This is a genomic window from Streptomyces sp. NPDC014907 (assembly GCF_055562975.1).
The window spans coordinates 1-21,893 of the sequence record NZ_JBVHEG010000018.1; the positions used below are offsets into that span (position 1 = coordinate 1).

Below are 21,893 nucleotides of genomic sequence, written 5' to 3' on the forward strand. Positions count from 1 at the left end.
GCCCTGCTGGAGGCCACCGCCGTCTTCGCCATCGGCGTCTGGTGGTCGGGCGCCGAAGCCCGCTTCGCGTTCCCCACCCCGGCCCTCGCCCCAGGAGCCATCGACGACTAGGACTTGTCCGGCCGATCTCGTAGGGGCCGTGATCGATGGGGTCCTGCCAGGTCCGCCGCGTCGCCACGTGGGCACAACCGCGTTCCGGCGCGGGCACCGGGGTGTTCTCGGGATTCGGCGGCATCGCTTTCCCGATGGGGCGGGTGTTCCCATGGCCGGACAGCCGGCGTTCTCGAAATCCGGCTACAGGGCCACGGCGGTCTCCGGCGTCAGTGGTGGGGCACGGAGCCGACCAGACCGCCGTCGATCACCAGATCCTGGCCGGTGATGTAGGAGGCGTCGCTGGAGGCGAGGAAGGCCACGGCGGCGGCGACCTGGTCGGCGTGGCCGACGGCGCCGAGTGGTACCTGGGCCGCGTTGCGGGCATCGGCCTCGGGGTCCGGGTTGGCGCCGCGGTACATCTCGGTGTCGATGTAGCCGGGGCTGACGGAGTTGACGCGGATGCCGCGTGGGGCCAGGTCGGACCCGAGCGTGCGGGCCAGATTGTGGACGGCGGCCTTGGTCGCCGAGTAGACGGAGGCGATGGGCAGGCCGCGGTAGAGGGTCCAGGAGGCGTTGAGGACGATCGCGCCGCCGTCCTTCAGCAGTGGTAGCGCCTTTTGGACGGTGAAGAAGACGCCCTTGAAGTTGACGTCGGTGGAGTGGTCGAAGTCTGCTTCGGTGATGTCGGCGCTGGGCTTGAAGACGCCGGTGCCGGCGTTGGCGAAGACGGCGTCCAGGCTGCCCCGCCAGGTCTCGACGCGGCGCATCAGGACATCCAGTGCGGCCAGGTCCGCGGCGTCGGCCCGGACGGCCAGCAGGCGCTCTCCTGCGTCGAGTTCGACGGCGGCCTTGGCGAGCCGATCCTCGTCGCGTCCGGTGATGACGACGTAGGCGCCTTCGTCGAGGAGGCGGCGGGCGGTGGCGAGGCCCATGCCCGAGGTGCCGCCGGTGATCAGGACCGTGTGGTTGGTGAATCGCATCATGCGGCTGATCCTCCGCCGCTGAGCGGTGGATCAGCAGTGCGGGACGAACATGGGTCTGCCACCACCATCTTCGCGGGCACAGCTCCGCACAACGCCGCCACGAGGGTGCGTTTCGGTCAGTCGAGCGGCGTGGCCGCGGCCCCCAGCAGGGAGGCCAGGCGTTCGTCCGTCCGCGTGCCCGCCGTCGGGGTGTGCAGCATGAGGCGGTGGCCCGGCAGGTCGGGGATGGTCAGGGTGGTGTAGTCGAAGACGAGCTCGCCGGCTTCCGGGTGGGCGACGGCCTTCGTGCCGGAGCCGGCGTCGCGGACGGCGTGCTCGGCCCAGATCTCCGCGAACTCCGGGCTGGCGGCGCACATGTCGGTGACGATCCGGTCGAACTCCGCGTCGTCCGGGCAGCGGGCGGCGTCCGCCCGGAACTGGCCGACGATCACCTCTGCGGCGTCCCGCCAGTGGATCAGCGACGACCGGTAGCGGGCGCTGGTGAAGAAGGTGACCAGGCAGTTGTGATCGTGCTCGTGGTAGCCGAAGACCAGCTCGGCCGCTCGGTTGACGGCCACGAGGTTCCAGTGCCGGTCGATCAGGTAGGCCGGGCGGGGCAGCCAGGAGTCGATCACGCGGCGCAGCCCGTCCGGGACCCGGCGAGCGGGCGCCGGGGGCGCCTGCGGCGGGTTCAACCCGGCCAGCAGGTAGAGGTGTTCGCGTTCGGGGCCGTCCATGCGCAGCACCCGTGCGATCGCGTCCAGCACGTCCGCGGAGACGTTGATGTCCCGGCCCTGCTCCAGCCACGTGTACCAGGACACTCCGACCCCGGCGAGCACCGCGACCTCCTCCCGGCGCAGTCCGGGAGTGCGTCGGCGGCCTGCGTCACCGACCGCCATGCCGGCATCGGCCGGAGTGATCCGCGCCCGCCTCGACCGCAGGAACTCCCGTATCTCGGCGCTCCGTCGGGCCCGCGCCCCGGCGGGAAGCTTGGCGATCTCCATGGGACCAGAGTAGATCCCGCTCCGTCGCTCGGGGCGGGCTTGCCCGAGGGCCGCACTTGGGAGGGCGCCGGTCGCGAACACCTGGAGAGGTGTCCGCAGGTGCGGACCCGGGCGCGTCACCGGCCGACCGCGGGCGAGTCGGCGGACCATGACGCCGGTCACCGCCCGGCGGACCACGGCTCGGAGCAGGCCGAAACGGCGTAGTCCCGGGCGGGGAACCGTGAGCGGTTCGCCGGGAGAAGGTGCGCTCGAACGCCCACCGTCTGGACAGGGCCCGCGAGCCACGCCGGCCGAGGCCCTCGTCGACGACGTCCCGCGCACGTCCGAGCGATCCGAGCGGTCCGAGCGGTCCGAGCGGTCCGAGAGCGAACCTGAACCAGGTCCTCGAACGGGACGGCACACCTCAGCCGCTCCCCCGCACCAGTTCGCCGGCAGCCGCTCGGGGAGGGTGCGGTCCCGGGCTCGGCCGTCGCAGGCCGACCGCGACGCCGGCCGTGACGAGCAGGGCGCCGGTGACGTCGGCGGGCCCCACCCGGCCGAGGCCGAGGAGAACGGCGGTGAGCAGAGCGCCCACCGGCACGAGGCCGGCGAAGAGGCCCGCGCGGTCGGCGCCGAGGTGGCGCAGCGCGTCGTACCACAGGAAGAAGGCGGCAGCGGTGACGATCGCGCCGAGATAGCCGAAGGCAGCTGCCTGGCCTGGTGTGGGCAGCCTCAGGGAGGCCGTGCCGTCCAGGGCGAGCCCCGCGGCCATCAGCATGGGCACGGACAGGGCAGCGGGGTAGGCGGCGACCCTCAGGGGGCCGAGTCTGGGCAGGAGCGGGACGGCCAGCAGGGAGAAGGCCACCTCGCCGGCGAGTGCGCCGAGGGACAGGAGGAGGCCCCGCACGCTGCCCGAGCCGAGGCCGGCGGCGACGGCCGTGCCGAGCGCCACCACGACTGCGGCACCGACGGTGCGGGGCGCAGGGCGCCGGCGTTGTGACAGCGGCCCCACGAGGGCGAGCACGAGAGGGACCGCTCCGACCACAGCGGCGATCATGGCGGGCCCGGCGTGCCGGGTGGCTTCGACGAGGAAGACGTTGAACCCCGCCAGGCCGGTGGCGGCCAGCGCGATCAGCAGCAGCAGGTCACGCGCGGTCAGACGCACACGGGGCAGGCGCCGGTGACGTACGACGGCCAGCAGGATCGCCGCGGCGAGCGCGTAGCGCAAGGCCTGCCCGGTGAAGACCGGATAGCCGGCGATGGTGGCGGAGACCGCGGTCGAGGTGCCGACGAGCAGCATCGCCGACGCGGCGCCGACGGGGGCGGCGGAGGCTCTCATGCGGCGTGCTCCGGTGAGGCCGAGGTGGCGATCGGAGTGGCGGTCGGAGTGGCCAGGACCTTGCGGGTGACGCGTTCGGCGAGGGCGGCGACCAGGGCCCGGGGGCGGCGGGGTGTCAGGTGTGCGGCCAGCGCGTTGCCGAGGCCGGGAGTGACGTAACCTCGGTCGCGCTCCAGCGCGCGCAGCGCGGCGCGTACGACGGGCTCCGGTGTGGTCATGGAGCCGGTGACCGCCGCCCGGCGGGTGCCGATGACGTCGAAGAAGGCGGTCTCGACGGGGCCGGGACACAAGGTGAGCACGCGGATGCCACGCCCGCGGCACTCCTGGCGCAGGGCGAGACCGAAGTTCAGCACGAACGCCTTGGCCGCACCGTAGACGGCGAAGTACGGGGAAGGCTGGAAGGCCGCGTTGGAGGCGACGTTGACGACCGCGCCGCGGCCGCGCTCCAGCATGCCGGGCAGCAGTTCGTGGGTGAGGTCGACGAGTGCGACGACGTTGACCATCAGCTGGTCGTGATCGCGCGCCCCGGATATCTCCTCGAAGCGGCCGCAGGTGCCGAAGCCGGCGTTGTTGACCAGCAGGTCGACGCTCAGGCCGCGGGCGGCCAGCCGGTCGGCGACGCGGCGGGCCGCGTCCGGCTCGGCGAGGTCCTGGACCAGCACGTGCGCGCGGACGCCGTGCTCGGCGATCAGCCGCTCGGCGAGGGCGGCGAGCCGGTCGCCGGAGCGCGCCACCAGGACGACATCGTGCCCCTGGGCGGCGAGCTGCGCGGCGAACTCCGAACCGAGACCGGACGACGCTCCGGTGATGAGGGCGGTGCTGTGCACGGGTCTTCTCCTTCAGTCATGGGAAACTGAGGTGAGTATGTATCAGTAAGCCGAAGAACCGCAACAACCATGATGCAGTTAGGCCCGATGGTGCGTCACGGCGGTACGATGTCGCGGACAAGAGGATCAACAGGAGGCGTGATGGGCGAGACGGCGGGACGAGCGCTGCGGGCGGACGCGGAACGCAGCGTGCGCGCGATCCTGGAAGCGGCCGAGCGGGTGCTCGCCGAGGAACCCGGCGCTTCCATGGAGCAGATCGCCGCGGCGGCGGGAGTGGCCCGCACGACGATCCACCGGCGGTTCGCCAACCGGCAGGCATTGATCGAGGCGTTGGCGTCCTCCGCCGCCCGCCAGCTCGCCCGGGCGGTGGACGACGGCAGGCCGGACACCGCGCCGCCGCTGGTCGCGATGCACCGGATCACGGCCAACGTGCTGCAGGTCAAAAGCGCCTGGGCCTTCGCCCTGGAGCAACCGACCGACCCGTACAGCGAGGCCGTCGCCCTCCATCAGGACATCGCCCGCCGCTGCGTCACCGTGCTGAAGCGGGCCCAGGACGACGGACTCATCGACGACGCGGCCGACCTCGACTGGGTGCGCCGGGTCTACTACGCGCTCATCGGGGAATGCCTGCACGACAACGCGGGCGGCGCCGACCCGGACACCCTCGCCACCCGCATCATCGACACCCTGCTGCACGGCGCAGGCCCACGCACCTGAGCCGAGAGCAGCCGCCAGGGCTGCGGTCGGCCCGGGCGCAGCACGAGGGCGGGGAGGAAGCCGTGCTGCGCGTGCCGGAGGCCGGCGTCCGGACTTTGCTCAGTTCGCGGCCTGACGGTCGTCGAGGTGGGCCATGGCGTAGCCGCGTTCGTCCGGATGCCGGGGCAGGCGGGCCATTGCCCACGCGGTCCGGGCGTCCATCCCCTCGCCGAAGCCGGCGGCCAGGCGGCGTGCCCGCCACGTCGTGCGCGGTGCCAGGAGCCACCGCGCGAGCGAGAAGTGGACGCGGCCGGTGCCGGCTGTCGTTCGGCCCGTCCCGTCGGAGAGGTCCTCGGGGGTGGTGCCGGGGAGGTTCAGGTCGGTCACGACCACGAGTGTGGCGGCGGCCAGGACATCCTGGCCGCCGTCGGGCCGCAGACCACCAGGACGGGCGACGCTGCCTGGGCCGGGTTGACGCTCCGGAGAGCCCTCGTGTTCTTTACGCCGTAAAGCAGACACGGGGTGGTCGGGCATCAGGGTCGATTTCGGGGTGTGTGAACCGCACGGGTTTGCCCAGCGACCGGGCGTGGGCGATTTCGGCTCGGGTGCTGTTCCCGATGTAGTCGCCGACGACGAGCACCTCATCAGCGAGCCGGATCTTCGCCCGGTGCAGGTCGTCGAGCCGGACCTTCAGCGTCGCGGCCTCGGCGGGATCGGACCGGAGTCCGTGGGGCGACTTCATGTCGATGCCCGGTTTGACGACGATCTTTCCGGCTTTGGTCTCCCGCAGATCGGCCTCGTTCATCTCGGTCATGAAGCGGGTGGAGCCGCAGATCACGACGATGTGCGGGAGGTTCGACAGCTTCTTCGCGTCGGCGAGCTTCTCCTCGGGGGTGAGCGGCCGCGGGTATGACACGGGTTCCTCCTGGTGGTGTGGTTCAAGGGCTGCTTGCGGAAACGAGAACGAGTGCGCACTCGGCATGGGCGTCCCGGACGGGGCGAAGACCTGCGGCACGTCGTCGGGGCCGGCGCCGAGCAGGTCTTCACCGACTGGCACTTCCGCCGGGATCGGCCGACCGGAGCGCACAAGCTCAACCGGCCTGACGCAGCGCAGGAGCGAACCCTGGCCACATCGGCCTGCCCGGCACACACGGGAGCGCGGCGGTCGCGGCGGCCTCGGTTGCTGCGGCTCGGCGGCGCCGTTGCCTGGTCCTCCTGGCCGAAGGTGCCGGCCCCCAGGTCGTCGTGGGGCCGCTCGACATGCTGGGGGTCATGCGGTGTGGTGCGTTCGGCGCGGGCGCGGCGGGTGGCGGGCCTCCTGGATCGCGGAGGCGGCCTCAGAGGTCGCCCCCGCGATCCGGTTGAACTCTTCCTCCGTGAGCCCTGGGGCTATCTCACAGCAGTCCGCCTCCGCCAACCGCCGCGCGGCCTCCGCACCCAACCGAGCGGCATCATGGATCCCGCAGACCCGCGCCTCGCCGGCCTCACCCACACGCTCCGCGTACTCGCGCAGTCCTGTGCGGAGCACCCGGATTACCGCGAGGAATGGCGTCCTTGAAATCCATCGAAGAGACAGAGCCCCAGGGTTGTCCCGTAGCTCGGGGCGAAGGCCAGTGGGTCGCTACAGGCAGATCAGCCTGTCCGGTTTCATCCTGAATCTCAGCCTCGGCGGGATTCTGGCCAAACGGGTCGAGCCGGACACCGGCAAGCGGCATTCGGAGGTACGGGACAGCCCTCAGCCGCGCGCGGCGGACCGCCGTCCCGCCACCACGTCGGCGACGGCGACGGCGAGCGCGGCCACGACGAAGGCGATCGAGACCAGGAGGCCGTGGTCGTAGGCGGTGGCCCAGCCCTCCCCGGTGACCTGGGTGAAGAAGACCGAACCGACCGCGGCGATGCCGATCGCCGAACCGACCCGCTGGCCGGTCTGCAGGGTGCCGCCCGCGCTGCCCGCGCGGCGCACCGGCACCTCGGAGAGGGTGAGGGTCTGGTTCGGGGCGATCACCAGGCCGCTGCCGAGCCCCGCGAACAGCAGCGGGGCCAGCATCGCCCAGCCCGCCCCCCTGCCGGGCACCTGGTGCACGGCGAACGCCGTCCCGGCGAGGCCGAGCGCCACCATGGTCAGGCCGAGGACGACGAGCGGACGGCCGAAGCGGTCCACGAGCCGGCCGCCGATCCCGGCCGAGACGCCCGACCCCACGGCGAAGGGGGTGATGGCGAGTCCGGCCTGGAGGGCGGTGTAGTGCAGTCCGCTCTGGAGGTAGAGCGTGCTGACGAAGAAGATCGAGGTGAAGCCGGCGAAGTACAGCAGGATCAGCAGCGAGCCGAGCCAGTAGGACCGGACGCGGAACAGCTCCAGGTCGATGAGGGGTTCGGCGCCCGTCCGCGCGCAGCGGCGTTCCCACCGGAGGAAGACCCCGAGCAGCGCGGCGGCGGCGAGGACGAGCAGGTACTTCGCGTTCCCGTGCCACTGCTGGGACTGGACGAAGGGCAGCAGCAGGGCGAGCACGGCGCATCCGAGGAGCAGTACGCCGACCGGGTCCAGGCGGCGGAGGCGCACCGGCTTGGCGTCCGGCGTGTCGGGGAGCAGCCGGCGGGCGAGGAACAGGCACACGATCCCGATCGGGAGGTTGACGTAGAAGACCCAGCGCCAGCCCTCCTCGGGGCCCGCCGTCTGGATCAGCAGGCCGCCGAGCAGGGGGCCGACCGCCGTGGAGATGCCGACGACGGTGCCGAACATGCCGAAGGCCCTGCCGCGTTCGCGGCCCTGGAACATCTGCTGGATGAGCGCCGAGATCTGCGGGGAGACGAGGCCGCCCGCCATTCCCTGCGCCAGGCGCGAGATCACCAGCCACAGGCTCGTCTGCGCCGCTCCGCAGGAGGCCGAGGCGAGCGTGAACAGCGCGAGGCCCGCTATGAAGACGCTGCGCCTGCCGCGCGCGTCGCCCAGCCGTCCGGCCGGGACGAGGAAGAGCCCGAAGGCGAGCGCGTAACCGGAGAGCACCCACTGCAGGTCCGACTCGGGGGTGTCGAGCCCGGTGCGGATGGAGGGCAGCGCGACGTTCACGATCGACACGTCGAGCAGGGTCATGAACCCCGCCACGAGACAGACGGCGAGCGCCTTCCACCGGTGGGGGTCCTGTGCGTCCCGCTGCTGGGGCGCGGCCTGCGCCGACTGCTCCTGGGCCACGTGTGCTCCTCGTTCCTTCGGGTACGGCCCGGGGGAGGGCGCGCGGCACGGGCCCGGTGCGCCTCCCCGGCCCGCGGAGAGCCGGGTACCCGGCGTATGGTTCCCGATTCCTCTTCTTTGCCCCACTCGTCGGCGGGTGTGCGCGGCCGTCCCGGGCGTCGGCTCACCCGGTCGGCCCAGTGGCCCGGCCGCCGGCGGGCCGCCCGCCGGGGGCGACGGCGGCACGGGCGACGACAGCGCGGGCGACGGCGGCACGGGCGACGACAGCGCGGGCGACGGCGGCGCGGGCGCGACAGGACGCGGGGGCGGCCGGGCGACCGCGCGACCGGGGCCGGGCGGCACCGTTCACGGCCGCTCCGGAAGGCCCGGGCGACCGTTCATCCGTTCGAGCGGGAAGAGGGGCGCGCGTTAAGGTGTGCCGTGCTTCCCCGGACCCTTCCCGCCCGCCCCTCGCTCGCCGACGCCGCCCTCCTCGGCCACACGGAACGGGGCCGGGAGTGGCCCCTGCTCGTCTGGGTCCCCGGGCCCGGGACGCGGATGGTGTCGAGCGCGGTGCTCGGCGGGGGCGTCGGCGAGCGGGAATGGGTGCTCAACGCCCAGGTCCCGCCCGGTTACGACCGGCTCGACCCGGTCGCCCACCTCCGTGAACTGGCCGGGGGCGCGGGACTGTCGGGCGCGGGCGTGGGACTCATGACGGCGGCCTCGGTCGCGGACCGGCGCCACGCGGTGGACGGCGGCGCGCACGCCGTGGTCACGGCCGGGATCGGGGTGCGCGGCTGGGCCGCCGCGCCGGGGGCCGGCGGGGTCGCGGTCCCGCGCCCCGGGACGATCAACATCATCGTGTCGCTGCCCGTTCCGCTCACGGACGCCGCCCTCGTGAACGCGGTGGTCACCGCCACCGAGGCGAAGACCCAGGCCCTGGTGGAACTGGGCGCCGACGCGTCCGGCACCCCGACGGACGCCGTCTGCGTGGCCGCCCCCGCGGGAGACGGGGCCGAGCCGTTCGCGGGGCCGCGCTCGCTCTGGGGAGCGCGGATCGCCCGCGCCGTGCACCGGGCGACCCGGGAGGCCTGTGCGGGCCCCCTGGCCGCGGAGGGCTCCGGTTCCACCGTCTGAGGGTCGCTCGCAACGTTCGTGCGTCGTAACCTGGCCGCATGACCGACACGGTGGCGTACGGGATCACGACCGGAACGGTGGCACGGCGCCTGGGGGTGTCGCCGACCACGCTGCGTTCGTGGGACCGGCGGTACGGGATCGGCCCCGCCGCCCGTGAGGACGGGCGGCACCGGCGCTGGGCGCCGGAGGACGTCGCGATGCTGGAGGAGATGTGCCGGCTGACGGCTTCGGGGGCCCCTCCCGCCGAGGCGGCCCGCATCGCGCGGGCGGCGAGGACGGGGGCCGGGCGGGCCGGCGGCACCGAGGACGTGGAGGGCGCCGGCTCCCCCGGCGCCGGTGCGGGGGCCCGGGCGGCGGAGCCGCACCCCGGGGAGGGCGGGGGCCCGGGCTCCCCGGGCCGGGAGGCGGACGGCACCGGGGACCGTCCCCGCGCGCCGGGGGACCGCCGGTCCGGTGCGCCCCTCCCCCGCCCGCACGGAGGGGCCGGTGTCCGGGCGGAGCCGGTCCCCGGAGCGGGACCGCCCCGGGAGCCCGGTTCCGGGAACGGGCTGCCGCTCGGCTCCGTGCGGCGGGAGTGCCGGGGGCTGGCCAGGGCCGCCGTCCGGCTGGACGGCCCCGCTCTGGACGCGCTGCTGCGGGAGGCCGTCGCGGACCACGGGCTCGTCACCGCCTGGGAGGAGGTGATGGCCCCCACCCTGCACGCGGTGGGACGCAAGTGGGAGTCGTCCGGGGACCGTTACGTCGAGGTGGAGCACCTGCTGTCCTGGCACGTGTCGACCGCCCTCCGGCAGGTCGCGCCCGCCGGGCGGGGCCCCCTGGCCTCCGTAGCGCCGGTGCTCCTGGCCTGCGTCCCCGGCGAGCAGCACACCCTTCCGCTGGAGGCGCTGGCCGCCGGGCTCACCGAACGCGGCCTGCCGCACCGGATGTTCGGCGCGGCCGTCCCCGCCGAGGCGCTCGACGCCGCCGTACGGCGCACGGGCCCGGCCGCCGTCGTGCTGTGGTCGCAGGCGCGCTCCACCGCGCACCACGCGCTCGCCCGGCACGTCGCGGGCAGCTCGTTCGGCGTCAAGGGGGCGCGGACGCACCCCCTGGTCCTGCTCGCCGGTCCCGGCTGGGCGGGCCGGGGCGTGGAGCCGGGGATGCTGCGGCCGGGCGGTCTGCGGGAAGCGCTCGACGCGCTCTCCCGCCACCACGCGGGGACGCGGGCGCCGTCCCCGGCGTGACGCGCGCCGGGGCGACGTTCCGGGCCGACGACTCCGGGCCGGAGCGGAGGCGGGCCTCAGCCGTGCGAGAGCAGCGCCGCCGTGAGTTCGGCCGCGCGGCGGTGCCAGAGGCCGGCGCCCCGGAGCATCGCGTGGCCGCCGAGCGGCATCGGGATGCCCACGGCGTCGGCGCCCGCCGCCCTGGCCCTGCGGACGAAGTCCCAGGACTCGCGGGCCGGGGTGACGCGGTCGGCCTCGTCGTGGAGCAGGTAGAGGCGCCGGCCGCCGAGGTGGTCGACGGGCTCGCCGGACGGGCACCAGGGCGCGAGGGCGACGACTCCGCGTACCGCCGGGTCGCCCGCGGTACGGAGCGCGGCGCGGCCGCCCATGGAATGGCCGACGAGCACGACGGGCACGGGGCCGATCCGCTCCCGGAGGCCGGCCAGGGCGGCCTCGGCGTCCCGGGCGGCGTCGGCGCGCGCGCCGTTCCAGCCGCGGTGGCGGTAGCGGACCTCGGCGACCAGCACGGCCCGGCCCCGTACGGCGCGGGTCACGGCGGCGGCGAAGGGGCGCATGCGCAGCGCGGGAAGGTCGAGGACGGGAGGCGGCCCGGACCCTTCCTCGCGCCCCCCGGAGAGCAGCAGGACGGCCGCCGTGGGCGCGGCGGGGGCACTGCGGGCGAGGAGGACTCCGGCTTCGGCGCGCCGGGTGCGGCAGCCGTTCACCGCGCGGCCGTCCCGCTCGCGCGGCGGCACGGCGAGCACGACGACGGGGAGGAGCACCCGTTCGTACGGACCTCGTGGGCCGCTTGTCCGGGCCTCTGCGCCATATGGACCTCCAGGAGTCGCTTGCCGCTTCCCAGGATGAGCGGTCCGCTCATGACGAGGGGAGACGATCGTGAGGGCCGCAGTCTGCCAGGTCCCACGGGCCGTCAGGTGCGGGCCCGCCGGACGGGGAGGCCCCGGGGGCGCGCCGGGCGCGGGAGCCGGGGCGGCCCGGGTGCCGGGGCGGGGGCCGCCGGGACGCCGGGAACGGGCCGCCCGGGGTCCGGGGTGTCCGAAGGGCCCGGTTTCAGGCGGTGGCCGCCTCCCCGGCGGTGAGGCTGTGGCGCATGCGCCGGAGGCCCCGGCGCGCGTGGCTCTTGACGGTGCCGAGGGGCATGCCGGTGAGGCGGGCGATCTGCGTCTGTGTCAGGTCCGCGAAGAAGGCGAGGGTCAGGACGTCGCGCTGGACGCGCGGCAGGCGCGCGAGTTCGCGGGTGACCACGAGCCGGTCGAGGACGTGTTCGGGGCCCTCCCGGACGCCGTCGGGAGCCGGCAGGGCGGCACCGGCCGCGGCGACGAGGTCGAGCCTGCGGGTGCGGGCGGTGAGGGCGTCGGCGATCTTCCGCCGGGTGATGCCGACGAGCCAGGCGGGGACGGGACCGCGCTCGGGGTGGTATCCGGCCCTGCCCCGCCAGGCGGCGAGGAAGACCTGCTGGGTGACGTCCTCCGCCTCGCGCGGATCGCCCAGGGCCCGGGAGGCCAGGGCGTGCACGAGGCGTGCCCAGCGGTGGTGGGCGAGGACGAGGCAGTGTTCGTCGCCCCGTGCGAGCCCGAGGCCGATCTCCCCGTCCGAGAGGGGGACGGGAGGAGCGGTGGCGCCGGGGGCCGCGTCCCCGGGGGCGGGACGGCCGGGGGCGGAAAAGCTGAGGGCGGGAGGACCGGGGACGGAAAGGCCGTCGGCGGTGCGGGCTGCGGTGGCGCGGACTGCGGGCATGGCGGGCCTCCTCCTCCCGGGGCTCCGTGCTCCCGGCCCCCTCAGCGTCCGGTCGGCGGGCGGGAGCGATCAACTCGCGTCGTTTGTGCGTCGTCTTGCCCGCGAAGGGGGAGGAAGGCCCCTGCGGAAGACCACTCCGGCCCGGCCACCGGCTCTCCCCGCCCCCGCCCGTTCCTCACTCCCGGCCCCGCGCGCGCCGGAAGCGGGCGGCGGCCCCGGCGAGGTCGACGAGCGGTTCGGGGTAGTCGTACGCGGCCCGGTCGCCGCCCTTCAGCTTCCAGGGCTCGTGGACCGCCGCGCCGGACAGCCCGGCGAGTTCCGGGACCCAGCGGCGGACGTAGACCCCGTCGGGGTCGTACCGCCTGCCCTGGAGGACGGGGTTGAGGACCCGGTTGGGCCGGGTGTCGGCCCCCGTACCGGCCACCCACTGCCAGTTGAGCTGGTTGCTGGCGACGTCCCCGTCCACGAGCAGGTCGAGGAAGTACCGGGCGCCCTCCCGCCAGTCGAGGTAGAGCGTCTTGGTGAGGAAGGAGGCGGCGAGCAGGCGGCCCCGGTTGTGCGTCCAGCCCTCGTGGACGAGCTGGCGCATGGCCGCGTCCACCACCGGGTAGCCGGTCCGGCCCTCCTTCCAGGCCCGCAGGTCCGCCCCGGCCTCCTCGCCCCGCCGCCAGCGGTCGTTCCGGGGCCGGTAGTCCTCGGTGGCGGCCCGGGGCCGCGCGGCGAGCGTCTGGCGGTGGAAGTCCCGCCAGCACAGCTGCCGCACGAAGGCCTCGGCACCCGGGCCGCCCCGGCGCCGGGCCCGGTGGACGGCCTCGGTGGCGGAGACCGCGCCGAAGTGCAGGTACGGGGAGAGGCGCGAGGTGGTGTCACCGGCGAGGTCGTCGTGGCCGGACCCGTACGCGTCGGCGTGCCGGGAGAGCCAGGCGCCGAGCCTGCGCCGCCCCTCGCTCTCCCCGCCCTTCGCCAGGCCCTCGGACACGCCCGTGACGGAGGCGCGCGCCGGCGGCTCCGCGGAGCGGAGGCCGGCGGGCACCCGTACCGTCCGGGGTGCCGCCAGGGGCGTCCGGAGCGGTTCGCCGGACCAGCGCCGGAAGTACGGGGTGAAGACCGCGAAGTGGTCGGAGCCCTGCGGGGTGACGTCGCCGGGCGGCACGACGGTGGTCACGGCGTCGTGCACGTAGAGCCGGCGTCCGTCCGCCTCCAGGGCGTGCCTCAGCCGTGCCTCCCGGGCGCGGGCGAAGGCCGAGTGGTCCGCCGCCATGTGCACCTCGTCGGCGTCGGCCCGCCGTACCACCGCGCACACTTCGGCCGTGGTGTCGCCGTCGCCCACGACGAGCCGGCCGCCGCGTGCGCGCAGCCCGGCGTCGAGGTCGGCCAGGCAGTCGGCGAGGAAGGCGAGCCGGTTGGGGACGGCGAATCCGGCCCGGTCGACGGCGGGGTCCCGGACGAACAGCGGGACGGTCTCGTCCGCCCCGTCCACGGCGGCGCGCAGCGGCGGGTGATCGTACAGGCGGAGGTCGGAGGTGAAGAGGACGACGGAGACGGTCATGGCGCCTGGTTCCTGGGGTTCGACCACCGGGCGGCCCCACGGGGGCCGGGGACGCGGCGGGCTGGGGCGGTCGTACGGGTCTGCCGCCTCTTTTCCCGGTACGGCCGGTGCGCGGATGCGCTCACGGGGGCGGCGGACCGGCGGCGCGCGGCGCGTTTCCGGCGCGCGCCGGTACGCCCCCGGCGCGCGGCGACGCGGACGCGCCGCGCGCGGCCCGCTCCGCCGTGCGGGCGATGTTCCTCGCCATGCCGCCGAAGACGACGGCGTGGAACGGCGCCACGCTCCACCAGTAGAGCTGCCCGGCGAGTCCGCGCGGGTGGAACAGGGCGCGCTGGCGGTAGCGGGTGCGCCCCTCCTCGTCCCGCTCGCAGCGCATCTCCAGCCAGGCGAGGCCGGGGAGCCGCATCTCGGCGCGCAGCCGGAGCAGGCTTCCGTGCTCGATCTCCTCCACCCGCCAGAAGTCGAGCGCGTCGCCGACCCGGAGCCGCTGGGCGTCGCGGCGGCCCCGGCGCAGCCCCACCCCGCCGACGAGCCGGTCGAGCCAGCCCCGTACGGCCCAGGCCAGCGGGAAGGAGTACCAGCCGTTCTCCCCGCCGATGCCCTCGATGACCTTCCACAGGGTGTCCGGGGCGGCGTCGACGGTCCGTTCGCGCTCGTCGGTGTAGAGGCTGCCGCCGGCCCAGTCGGGGTCGGTGGGCAGGGGGTCGCTGGGGGCCCCGGGGAGGGAGGCGGAGGACCAGCGGGTGGTCACCCCCGCCTCCTGGACCCGCCGCAGGGCGAGGTCGAGGGCCCGGTCGAAGGAGAGGGGGGTGCCCGGCGGGCCGGGCACGTACTCCGCGATGTCGTGCTCGGCGCAGACCACCTCGTAGCGCAGCGACTCCGCGAGCGGCCGGGCCAGGCCGGCGGGCACGGGGGTGACGAGGCCGATCCAGTGGCTGGACAGGCCGGGGGTGAGCATCGGCACGGGCACGATGAGGCGCCTGGGCAGACCGGCGACCGTCGCGTACCGGATCATCATGTCCCGGTAGGTGAGGACGTCCGGACCCCCGATGTCGAAGGCGCGGTTGACGTCCGCCGGCAGGTTCGCGCTGCCGACGAGGTAGCGCAGCACGTCGCGCACGGCGATGGGCTGCACGTGGGTCCTGACCCAGCTGGGCGTCAGCATCACGGGGAGGCGTTCGGTGAGGTAGCGCAGCATCTCGAAGGAGGCGGAGCCGGAGCCGATGACGACGGCGGCCCGCAGCACGGCCGTGGGGACGCCGGAGGCGAGCAGGATCCGGCCGACCTCGGCCCGTGAGCGCAGGTGCGGGGAGAGCTCGCGTTCGGGCAGGTCCTTCGGCGTGAGGCCGCCCAGGTAGACGATGCGGCGGACCCCGGCGGCGCGGGCCTCCGCGGCGAAGGTGCGGGCCGCGTGCCGGTCGGTCTCCTCGAAGTCCCGGCCGGACCCGAGGGAGTGCACCAGGTAGTAGGCCACCTCCACGCCCTCGAAGGCGGGTCGCAGGCTCGTGGCGTCGGTGACGTCGCCCCGGACGATCTCGACCCGGTCCGCCCAGGGGTGGTCCCGGAGGTTGGCGGGGGTGCGGGCGAGGCAGCGCACGCGGTGGCCGGCGTCGAGCAGTTCGGGGACGAGCCGCCCGCCGATGTAGCCCCCGGCGCCGGTCACGAGGCAGAGGGCCGGGGCCCCCGCGCGCCCGGACGCCCGGTCGGGGGCCGGGGCGGAAACGGGGTCGGCCCCCCGACGGGGGGCGGAGCCGGGCTCCGCGCCGGACGGCTCGCCGGGCTGCGGACCGGACGTGGCCCTGGGATGCGTCGCCATGGTGGGGTGCTCCGTTCCGTCCCGGGGGCGGGCTTGCCGCGACGTCCGCGCGAGGCGGACGCCACGCCGATTCTTCCCCCATACCGGCCCAAACGGATGCGCGAGGGTGTTGTCTATAGGCTGAACGCGTGGCCCGCGAAGAAGACCGAGACGTTTCCGCCGCCCCGCAGTACGGCGCGGCCGACCTGCACGGCTTCGCCGTCGCGCTGCGGCGGACGCAGGGCGAGATCAACCGCCTCGTGCACGGCTTCGCCCAGGCGCAGGGCCTGCACCCCACGGACGTACAGGCCCTGGCCGTCGTCCTGGACAGCCCCGAACCGCTGACGCCCGGGCGGCTCCGGGAGCACCTCGGGCTCACCTCCGGCGCGGTGACGGCCTGTCTGGACAGGCTGGAGAAGGCCGGGCACATCCGCAGGTCCCGGGAGAGTTCCGACCGCCGCGTGGTCCACGTGCGCTACGAGGACGGCGCGAGGGCGGCGGCCCGGCGGTACTTCCTCCCCCTCGCGGAGGCGACCGCCCGGGCGCGGGAGCAGTTCGACGCCGGTGAACTCGCGGTGGTCCTGCGCTTCCTGAACGTCCTGAACGAGGAGCTGGGCGCCCTGCGCGCACCCCGGCGCTGAGGAGGCCCGGACGCGGCGGGCCCCGGGACCGGGGAGTCGGCGCAACGGCGCGTCCGTACGGCCCCCTCTCCCGGGGCCCCCTTCCCCGGAGGCCCCCTTCCCCGAAGACGGCGGAACGGCGCGCCCGCGCCACCCCCTGTCCCCGAAGGCGGCCGAACGGTGCGTCCGCACGGCCTCCTTTCCCCGAAGGGACCCGAAAGCGCTCCGAGAGCACCCCCGAAGGCACCTACCGGGGGATGCGGCCGCCCGTCCCGGGTACTCGTCCGTACGCCCCGGACCGGGACCGTGCATACTTCTCTCAATCATTGAGATGCTTAATGGTCGAGTAACAGTTCGGAGAACCGATGCCCCGCGCCCTCCGCCGGACCCGCTTCCTTCTGCCCCTGGCCCTCCTCGTCGTCTGGCTCGCCGTCGGCGGCGGGCTCGGCCCGTTCGCCGGCCGGCTCGGGGAGGTCTCCACCAACGACCAGGCGGCCTTCCTGCCGCGCAGCGCCGAGTCCACCCGGGTGATCGAGGCGCAGAAGGCCTTCCGCACCTCCGGGTCCGTGCCCCTGATCGTGGTGTGGACGGCGAAGGACGGCGGGAACCTCGCCCCCGGCGCGGCGGCCGGGGCGACCCGCGCCCTCACCGCGCTCTCCGGCCGCCCGGAGGTGGCCGAGCGCCCCTCCCCCGCGCTCCCCTCCGAGGACGGGAAGGCGCTCCGGGCCGTCGTGCCGCTCCGGCCCGGCCTCGGCGACGCCCTGCCGGACGCCCTCGACGCGGTGGAGGAGGCGGCGGCCCGGGTCCCGGGGACGACCGTGTGGCTCGCCGGTCCCGCCGCCACCCAGGCGGACCTCTCCGGCGCCTTCGCCGGCATCGACGGACTCCTGCTCGGCGTCGCCCTGATCGCGGTGCTGCTGATCCTGCTCGTCGTCTACCGCAGCGTCCTGCTCCCCCTGATGATCATCCTGGGCGCGGTCTTCGCCCTGGGCCTGGCCTGCGCGATCGTGTACGTGCTCGCCGACGCCGACCTGGTCAGGGTGGACGGGCAGGTGCAGGGCATCCTCTCCATCCTGGTGATCGGCGCCGCCACCGACTACGCGCTGCTCCTCGCCGCGCGCTACCGCGAAGAGCTCTCCGTCCCCGGCGCGGACCGCTTCGCCGCCATGCGCAAGGCGCTGCGCCGCTCCGTCGAGCCGATCGTCGCGAGCGCCGCGACCGTCGCCCTGGCGCTGATCGCCCTCCTCGCGAGCGACCTGTCCAACAACCGGGCGCTGGGGCCGGTCGGCGCCATCGGCATCGTCTGCGCGGTCCTCAGCGCGCTCACCTTCCTCCCGGCGGCCCTGGTCCTCACGGGCCGCGCCGCGTACTGGCCGGCCCGCCCGAAGCCCCTCCCCGCGGACGCCGGCACGGACTCCGCGAGGAGGACCGGCGGCGGCCACGCCCTCTGGACCCGGATCGCCGCCGCGGTCGACCGCGCGCCCCGCAAGGTGTGGGCGGTCACCCTCGCCGGGCTCCTGGCCTGCGCCGCCTTCGCGCCCGCGCTGAACTCCCGGGGCGTGCCCCTCGACGAGATCTTCGTGAACGACGCGCCGTCCGTCGCCGCGCAGGAGACCCTGGGCCGTCACTTCCCCGGCGGCGCCGGCAACCCCGCCGTGATCATCGCCGACGCCGGGGCGGCCTCCCGCGTGACCGCCGCCGCGAAGGACGTCGAGGGCGTCGACTCGGCCTTCCCGGTGGACGCGTCGGGCCGCCCCGCCCCCGGGAAGCCGTTCGTGGCCGACGGCCGGGTGCGGATCGACGCCACCCTGGCCGACGCGGCCGACAGCGACGCGGCCCGGGAGACGCTCGCCCGCCTCCGCACCGCCGTGCACGCGGTCCCCGGGGCGGACGCCCTGGTGGGCGGTTCGACGGCGCAGCAGTACGACACCCAGCGCACCGCCGCCCGGGACCGCGCGCTCATCGTCCCGGTGGTCCTGGCGATCATCCTGGTCATCCTGGTGGCGCTGCTGCGCTCCCTGGTGCTGCCGCTGCTCCTCGTCGCCACCGTGGCGCTCAACTTCGCCGCCACCCTGGGCGTTTCGGCGCTGGTCTTCGAGCACGTCCTCGGCTTCACGGGAACGGACTCCTCCGTCCCGCTGTACGGTTTCGTCTTCCTGGTCGCCCTGGGCGTGGACTACAACATCTTCCTCATGTCCCGGGTCCGCGAGGAGTCGCTGCGCCACGGGGTGCGGGAGGGCGTCCGCATCGGTCTGACCGCCACCGGCGGCGTGATCACCTCGGCGGGCGTGGTGCTCGCGGCGACCTTCGCCGCGCTGGGCGTGATCCCGCTGGCGTTCCTCGTGCAGATCGCGTTCATCGTCGCCTTCGGCGTCCTGCTCGACACCCTGGTGGTCCGTTCGCTCCTGGTGCCCGCGCTGGTCCGGGACCTCGGGCCGAAGGCGTGGTGGCCCGGTGCGCTCAGCCGCCTCCCGGCGGACCCGGCCCCGGACCGGGACCGGGCCGTCCCCTCCGGGAAGCGCGCCTGACCCGGCCGGCCCGGGCGCGGTCCGGCGTACGGCGGGGCGGGCGGGGCCGTGCCGGCTCACGGCGTGCCGGGGGTCCCGGTGGGCGCCGGCGGGGCGGGGCAGGCGACGGTGCCGGGCCGCACGCTCAGTTCGAGCCCGGGCGCGGTGAGGAGCCCCGGGAGCTGGAAGTCCTGGGCGGTGCCCGTGATCCTGTCGAACTTGGCGTAGCGCGCCTGGATGCCGAAGCGGTGCTGCGGGCTGTCCAGCGGGTTGACGACGTACGCCCCGGAGGCGTCCTTGACGGTCCTCACGTCGGCGCCGTTGGTGTTGAGGTCGACGACGCCGTCCATGTCGAGGACGCCGGTGGCGTTCCTGAGGTCGAGGACGGTGTTCTTCGTCCTGATCTCCCAGGAGCCCGGGTCGTCGTCGCCGAGGGTGAGCATCAGGGTGTACGTGGCTCCCGCGATCTGCTGCTTCTGGCTCAGGCAGAGCCCGTTGATCACCCCGTCCGCGAAGCCCATGCGGAGCACCCGTACGGTCCCGGCCGAGCCGTCGGGCCGGACGACGGCCTGGTCGACGACGGCGGCGCCGTACTGCGTCCCGTACAGGCTGCTGGTGGTGAAGTCGACGGGCCGGTCCTGGATCCGGAGGCCGACGGCCAGCGCGCCGCTCGCCATGGCGGTCGCGGCGCCGCCCGCGACGAGGAGCGCGGGCACGGCGACGGCGAGGGCGCGGCGCCAGTGGGTGCGGCCCTCCCGCGCGCGGTCGTCGCCCGCGGTTCCTTCCGGGACGGGGGCGTGCCCTTCGGGGCTGCTGCTCTCGGAGTTCATGGGGAGGTCACCGTGATGGTTCCGGGGAGGTGGACGGGGTTGTCGGTGGAGTCGAGGGCCGCGTGGTCGTCGACCGTCCGGATCGCGTAGATGTCCCCGCTGAAGTCCTCGGCGCCGGCGGTCAGCGGGATGAAGGAGCCGAAGAAGTCGAGGAGTCCCTGCACCCCGCAGATCTTGACGAGGACGCGGACGCAGACGTGGGTGATGTTCCCCCACATCGTCGTCGTCTCGGGCTTCCCCGCGCTGTCGTAACCGCCGAGCGAGCCCTCCCCGGGCACGTCGATGGTGACGGTGTGGCCGTCCGCCTTCTGGACCACCCTCATGTGCGAGCGGATCTTGAGCTTGGTGAACGTGTACTTGGTGGTGGTCCGCGTCGTGCCGTCGGAGAGCCGGACGGTGACGTCCTTGTCCACCGTCATCGACACGGCGACCATGCTGTCGATGGTGACGCGCAGGGGGTCGGGGGCGGGCAGGAAGGGGACGCCCATCGGCTCGACGGCGGCCCTCGCCCCGGAGGCGCTGCTCGGCTGCCCCGACCAGAGGGCGGTGGCGACCGCCAGGGCCAGGGAGACGGTCACGGCGAGGGCCTTGCGGCGCGCCCCGCGCCCCTGCCGTACCGCGCGCGTCCCGGCCGTCACCCCTCCACCGCCTCGCGGCGCGGGCGCTTGACGCCCCAGCCGACCATCATGGAGCCGCCGAGGACGCCGAGCGCCATGCCGGCCAGGAAGCCGCCCAGGTTGGAGACGACGAGGGAGACGACCGCGAGCACCACGCCGATGATCCCGAAGGTGTACCGCTGGCCGGGCAGCGCCATCGGGATGAGGCCGCACAGGATCATTCCGCCGCCGACGAGGTAGCCGGCGACTCCCCCGAAGCCCGTGCTCACGATCAGCTGCAGGGAGCTGAGGGAGAACTTGAGGACGGTCCAGCCCCCGGCGGCCATCCACAGCCCGCCCCAGAAGGGCCGGGTGCGGCGGAAGGCCCGGAACCACGTCCACGCGGCCTTCGCGCGGCTCAGCACGTCGTGGCCGATCCGGGAACGACCCTGATCCTCAGGTCGGGCAGGACGAGCGCGCCCGCCATCTCGGCGTCGTACGCGGTCGCGTTCAGGCCGTGCAGCTTGATGGAGCTGCCGCCCTCGCCTCCCGCCGAGCCGAGCCCGAACCCGCCGGGCAGCGCGCCCGTGAGGGGCTTGCCGGCGACGGTGACCTGGTCGGCGGACTGGCCGAGCACCGCGTTCTGGAGGGTGGTGGGGCCGTACGCCTGGAGTTCGGTGGCCTGGATGTAGAGGTTCGACGCGTCGATGTCGGTGGTGAAGTCCGCGGGCGGGGCGGCCGTCACCTTCTGACCTCCGGTCAGGAGCAGCGAGTACGGGAGCCCGGCGATCTTCTGGTGGACGATGCCGCACAGTCCGGCGAGCCCGGCGCTGGCGAAGCCGACGCGCGCCATGGCGGTGTCGGTGGTCGTGGTGCCGTCCGGGCGCCCGACGGCAGGGGCGTTGACGATGGCGCCGAAGCCGCTGCCCCGGACGCCGTTGGAGGTCAGGGTGAAGGGCTCGCCGGTGACGCTGAAGTTGGCGGCGAGCGCCCCCTGCGCGAGCGCCGTGCCGAGGACGCCCACGGCGAGGGCCGAGGGGACGAGGGCGAACGCGCCGCGCCCCCAGCGGGTGCCGCGGCGGGTGCCGTCGGCCGCCTCGGCCAGCATGCGGGTGTTCCAGTCGGCCGCGGCGCGGACGCCGCTCGTACGCGTCCGGGTCACGGACCTGCCGAGCGCGCGGGCGCCGGAGATGAGGGGTTTCATGCGGAGCCGCTCCCAACGGACACGGGGGGTACGGGGGTTTCGGGGGTTTCGGGGGCCGTCCGGGCGCGGCGGAGGAGACCGCGCCGTCCGGCGGGCTTCTCGGGGAGCCAGCCGAAGGCCATGGAGCCGCCGAGGACCGAGAGGGCCATGCCGACGAAGAGGCCGCCGAGGTTCGACAGCGGGAAGGAGGCGACGCCCGCGATCACCGCGAGGACGCCGGCGGTGTGGCGCTGGCCGGGCAGCAGCAGGATGAGCAGGGCCATCGCCATCAGGACGACGCCGCCCGCCATGCCGGCGATCCCGCCGACCCCCACCTGGAGGATTCTGCCGAGGGGGGCCATCGGCAGGAAGAAGATGACGAAGCCGCCGGTTCCGGTCCAGACGGCCGCCCAGAACGGCCGGGTGCGGCGCCAGGCGCGGAACGCCGCGCGCGCGCCGCGCGGCCGCCCGGACGGCCGGGGCTCGTCCGTGGCGTTCCCCTCGGTCGGCTCGGGCGGCGGATCGGTGCTCATGGGGGCCTCGCAGCGGTGGGTCGGGGAGGGGGTGGGGCCGGGGCCCCGCGTCCTTCGGGGGCGCGGGGCCCGGCTCGTGGCGCCGCCGCGCGGGCGGTCCGCCGGGGCCGTACG

Annotated in this window: 21 protein-coding genes; 5 read left to right on the forward strand and 16 right to left on the reverse strand. The window is 75.0% G+C overall.

The features are described from left to right. Positions 1–320: 320 nt before the first annotated feature. The 4 genes from ACZ3IL_RS28330 to ACZ3IL_RS28345 form a co-directional block, all read right to left on the reverse strand. Positions 321–1,076 carry an SDR family NAD(P)-dependent oxidoreductase gene (locus ACZ3IL_RS28330; protein ID WP_467394882.1) on the reverse strand — a complete coding sequence of 252 codons (756 nt, stop codon included), beginning with the start codon at positions 1,074–1,076 and terminating at the stop codon, positions 321–323. 116 nt (positions 1,077–1,192) lie between these two features. Next, a complete protein-coding gene (locus ACZ3IL_RS28335; RefSeq protein ID WP_467394884.1) occupies positions 1,193–2,059 on the reverse strand; it encodes a helix-turn-helix transcriptional regulator in 867 nt (288 codons plus the stop codon). A 403-nt stretch (positions 2,060–2,462) separates the two neighbouring features. Continuing rightward, on the reverse strand, positions 2,463–3,377 hold the full coding sequence (locus ACZ3IL_RS28340) for a DMT family transporter (RefSeq protein WP_467394886.1): 915 nt from the start codon (positions 3,375–3,377) through the stop codon (positions 2,463–2,465). After that, the gene (locus ACZ3IL_RS28345; protein WP_467394888.1) at positions 3,374–4,204 is read right to left on the reverse strand and encodes an SDR family NAD(P)-dependent oxidoreductase; all 831 of its coding nucleotides are present in this window, start codon (positions 4,202–4,204) and stop codon (positions 3,374–3,376) included. The genes ACZ3IL_RS28340 and ACZ3IL_RS28345 overlap by 4 nt, the downstream gene beginning before the upstream one ends. A 141-nt stretch (positions 4,205–4,345) precedes the next feature. Here ACZ3IL_RS28345 and ACZ3IL_RS28350 point away from each other — a divergent pair, with 141 nt between their 5' ends. Continuing rightward, a complete protein-coding gene (locus tag ACZ3IL_RS28350) occupies positions 4,346–4,921 on the forward strand; it encodes a TetR/AcrR family transcriptional regulator (protein ID WP_467394890.1) in 576 nt (191 codons plus the stop codon). 99 nt (positions 4,922–5,020) lie between these two features. Here the strand turns inward: ACZ3IL_RS28350 and ACZ3IL_RS28355 are convergent, their stop codons facing one another. The 3 genes from ACZ3IL_RS28355 to ACZ3IL_RS28365 form a co-directional block, all read right to left on the reverse strand. Next, a complete protein-coding gene (locus tag ACZ3IL_RS28355) occupies positions 5,021–5,287 on the reverse strand; it encodes a hypothetical protein (RefSeq protein ID WP_467394892.1) in 267 nt (88 codons plus the stop codon). 112 nt (positions 5,288–5,399) lie between these two features. Further along, positions 5,400–5,816 carry a hypothetical protein gene (locus ACZ3IL_RS28360; RefSeq protein ID WP_467394894.1) on the reverse strand — a complete coding sequence of 139 codons (417 nt, stop codon included), beginning with the start codon at positions 5,814–5,816 and terminating at the stop codon, positions 5,400–5,402. A gap of 819 nt (positions 5,817–6,635) precedes the next feature. After that, the gene (locus tag ACZ3IL_RS28365; protein ID WP_467394896.1) at positions 6,636–8,090 is read right to left on the reverse strand and encodes an MFS transporter; all 1,455 of its coding nucleotides are present in this window, start codon (positions 8,088–8,090) and stop codon (positions 6,636–6,638) included. Positions 8,091–8,510: 420 nt separating this feature from the next. On the opposite strand from ACZ3IL_RS28365, the gene ACZ3IL_RS28370 reads away from it, so the two are divergent. Beyond that, positions 8,511–9,206 carry an adenosylcobinamide amidohydrolase gene (locus tag ACZ3IL_RS28370; RefSeq protein ID WP_467394898.1) on the forward strand — a complete coding sequence of 232 codons (696 nt, stop codon included), beginning with the start codon at positions 8,511–8,513 and terminating at the stop codon, positions 9,204–9,206. Positions 9,207–9,244: 38 nt separating this feature from the next. Continuing rightward, on the forward strand, positions 9,245–10,429 hold the full coding sequence (locus tag ACZ3IL_RS28375) for a MerR family transcriptional regulator (protein WP_467394900.1): 1,185 nt from the start codon (positions 9,245–9,247) through the stop codon (positions 10,427–10,429). A gap of 56 nt (positions 10,430–10,485) precedes the next feature. Here the strand turns inward: ACZ3IL_RS28375 and ACZ3IL_RS28380 are convergent, their stop codons facing one another. The 4 genes from ACZ3IL_RS28380 to ACZ3IL_RS28395 form a co-directional block, all read right to left on the reverse strand. Continuing rightward, on the reverse strand, positions 10,486–11,133 hold the full coding sequence (locus ACZ3IL_RS28380) for an alpha/beta fold hydrolase (RefSeq protein ID WP_467394970.1): 648 nt from the start codon (positions 11,131–11,133) through the stop codon (positions 10,486–10,488). A gap of 346 nt (positions 11,134–11,479) precedes the next feature. After that, entirely contained in the window at positions 11,480–12,166 is a 687-nt protein-coding gene (locus ACZ3IL_RS28385) for a sigma-70 family RNA polymerase sigma factor (protein ID WP_467394902.1), read from the reverse strand. Between the two features lie 175 nt (positions 12,167–12,341). Then, positions 12,342–13,715: a cryptochrome/photolyase family protein gene (locus ACZ3IL_RS28390; RefSeq protein WP_467394904.1), complete on the reverse strand. Its 1,374-nt coding sequence runs from the start codon at positions 13,713–13,715 to the stop codon at positions 12,342–12,344. A gap of 121 nt (positions 13,716–13,836) precedes the next feature. Then, entirely contained in the window at positions 13,837–15,531 is a 1,695-nt protein-coding gene (locus ACZ3IL_RS28395) for an SDR family oxidoreductase (RefSeq protein WP_467394906.1), read from the reverse strand. 128 nt (positions 15,532–15,659) lie between these two features. On the opposite strand from ACZ3IL_RS28395, the gene ACZ3IL_RS28400 reads away from it, so the two are divergent. Together ACZ3IL_RS28400 and ACZ3IL_RS28405 are read left to right on the forward strand one after the other, a co-directional pair. Beyond that, the gene (locus ACZ3IL_RS28400; RefSeq protein ID WP_467394908.1) at positions 15,660–16,151 is read left to right on the forward strand and encodes a MarR family winged helix-turn-helix transcriptional regulator; all 492 of its coding nucleotides are present in this window, start codon (positions 15,660–15,662) and stop codon (positions 16,149–16,151) included. A 344-nt stretch (positions 16,152–16,495) separates the two neighbouring features. After that, positions 16,496–18,658, forward strand: coding sequence for an MMPL family transporter (locus tag ACZ3IL_RS28405; protein WP_467394910.1), 2,163 nt, complete (start codon positions 16,496–16,498; stop codon positions 18,656–18,658). A gap of 56 nt (positions 18,659–18,714) precedes the next feature. On the opposite strand, the gene ACZ3IL_RS28410 is transcribed toward ACZ3IL_RS28405, so the two are convergent. From ACZ3IL_RS28410 to ACZ3IL_RS28430, 5 genes are read right to left on the reverse strand one after another with little or no spacing between them, the layout of a single operon-like run. Beyond that, the gene (locus ACZ3IL_RS28410; RefSeq protein ID WP_467394912.1) at positions 18,715–19,467 is read right to left on the reverse strand and encodes a DUF6230 family protein; all 753 of its coding nucleotides are present in this window, start codon (positions 19,465–19,467) and stop codon (positions 18,715–18,717) included. Then, positions 19,464–20,105 (reverse strand): hypothetical protein, encoded by a 642-nt coding sequence (locus ACZ3IL_RS28415; RefSeq protein ID WP_467394914.1) that lies wholly within the window; start codon positions 20,103–20,105, stop codon positions 19,464–19,466. The genes ACZ3IL_RS28410 and ACZ3IL_RS28415 overlap by 4 nt, the downstream gene beginning before the upstream one ends. Then, on the reverse strand, positions 20,102–20,488 hold the full coding sequence (locus ACZ3IL_RS28420; RefSeq protein ID WP_467394916.1) for a DUF6114 domain-containing protein: 387 nt from the start codon (positions 20,486–20,488) through the stop codon (positions 20,102–20,104). The genes ACZ3IL_RS28415 and ACZ3IL_RS28420 overlap by 4 nt, the downstream gene beginning before the upstream one ends. Beyond that, a complete protein-coding gene (locus ACZ3IL_RS28425) occupies positions 20,482–21,267 on the reverse strand; it encodes a DUF6230 family protein (protein WP_467394918.1) in 786 nt (261 codons plus the stop codon). The genes ACZ3IL_RS28420 and ACZ3IL_RS28425 overlap by 7 nt, the downstream gene beginning before the upstream one ends. Beyond that, positions 21,264–21,779 carry a DUF6114 domain-containing protein gene (locus ACZ3IL_RS28430; RefSeq protein ID WP_467394920.1) on the reverse strand — a complete coding sequence of 172 codons (516 nt, stop codon included), beginning with the start codon at positions 21,777–21,779 and terminating at the stop codon, positions 21,264–21,266. Before ACZ3IL_RS28430 ends, ACZ3IL_RS28425 begins: the two co-directional genes overlap by 4 nt. Between the last annotated feature and the right edge of the window lie 114 nt (positions 21,780–21,893).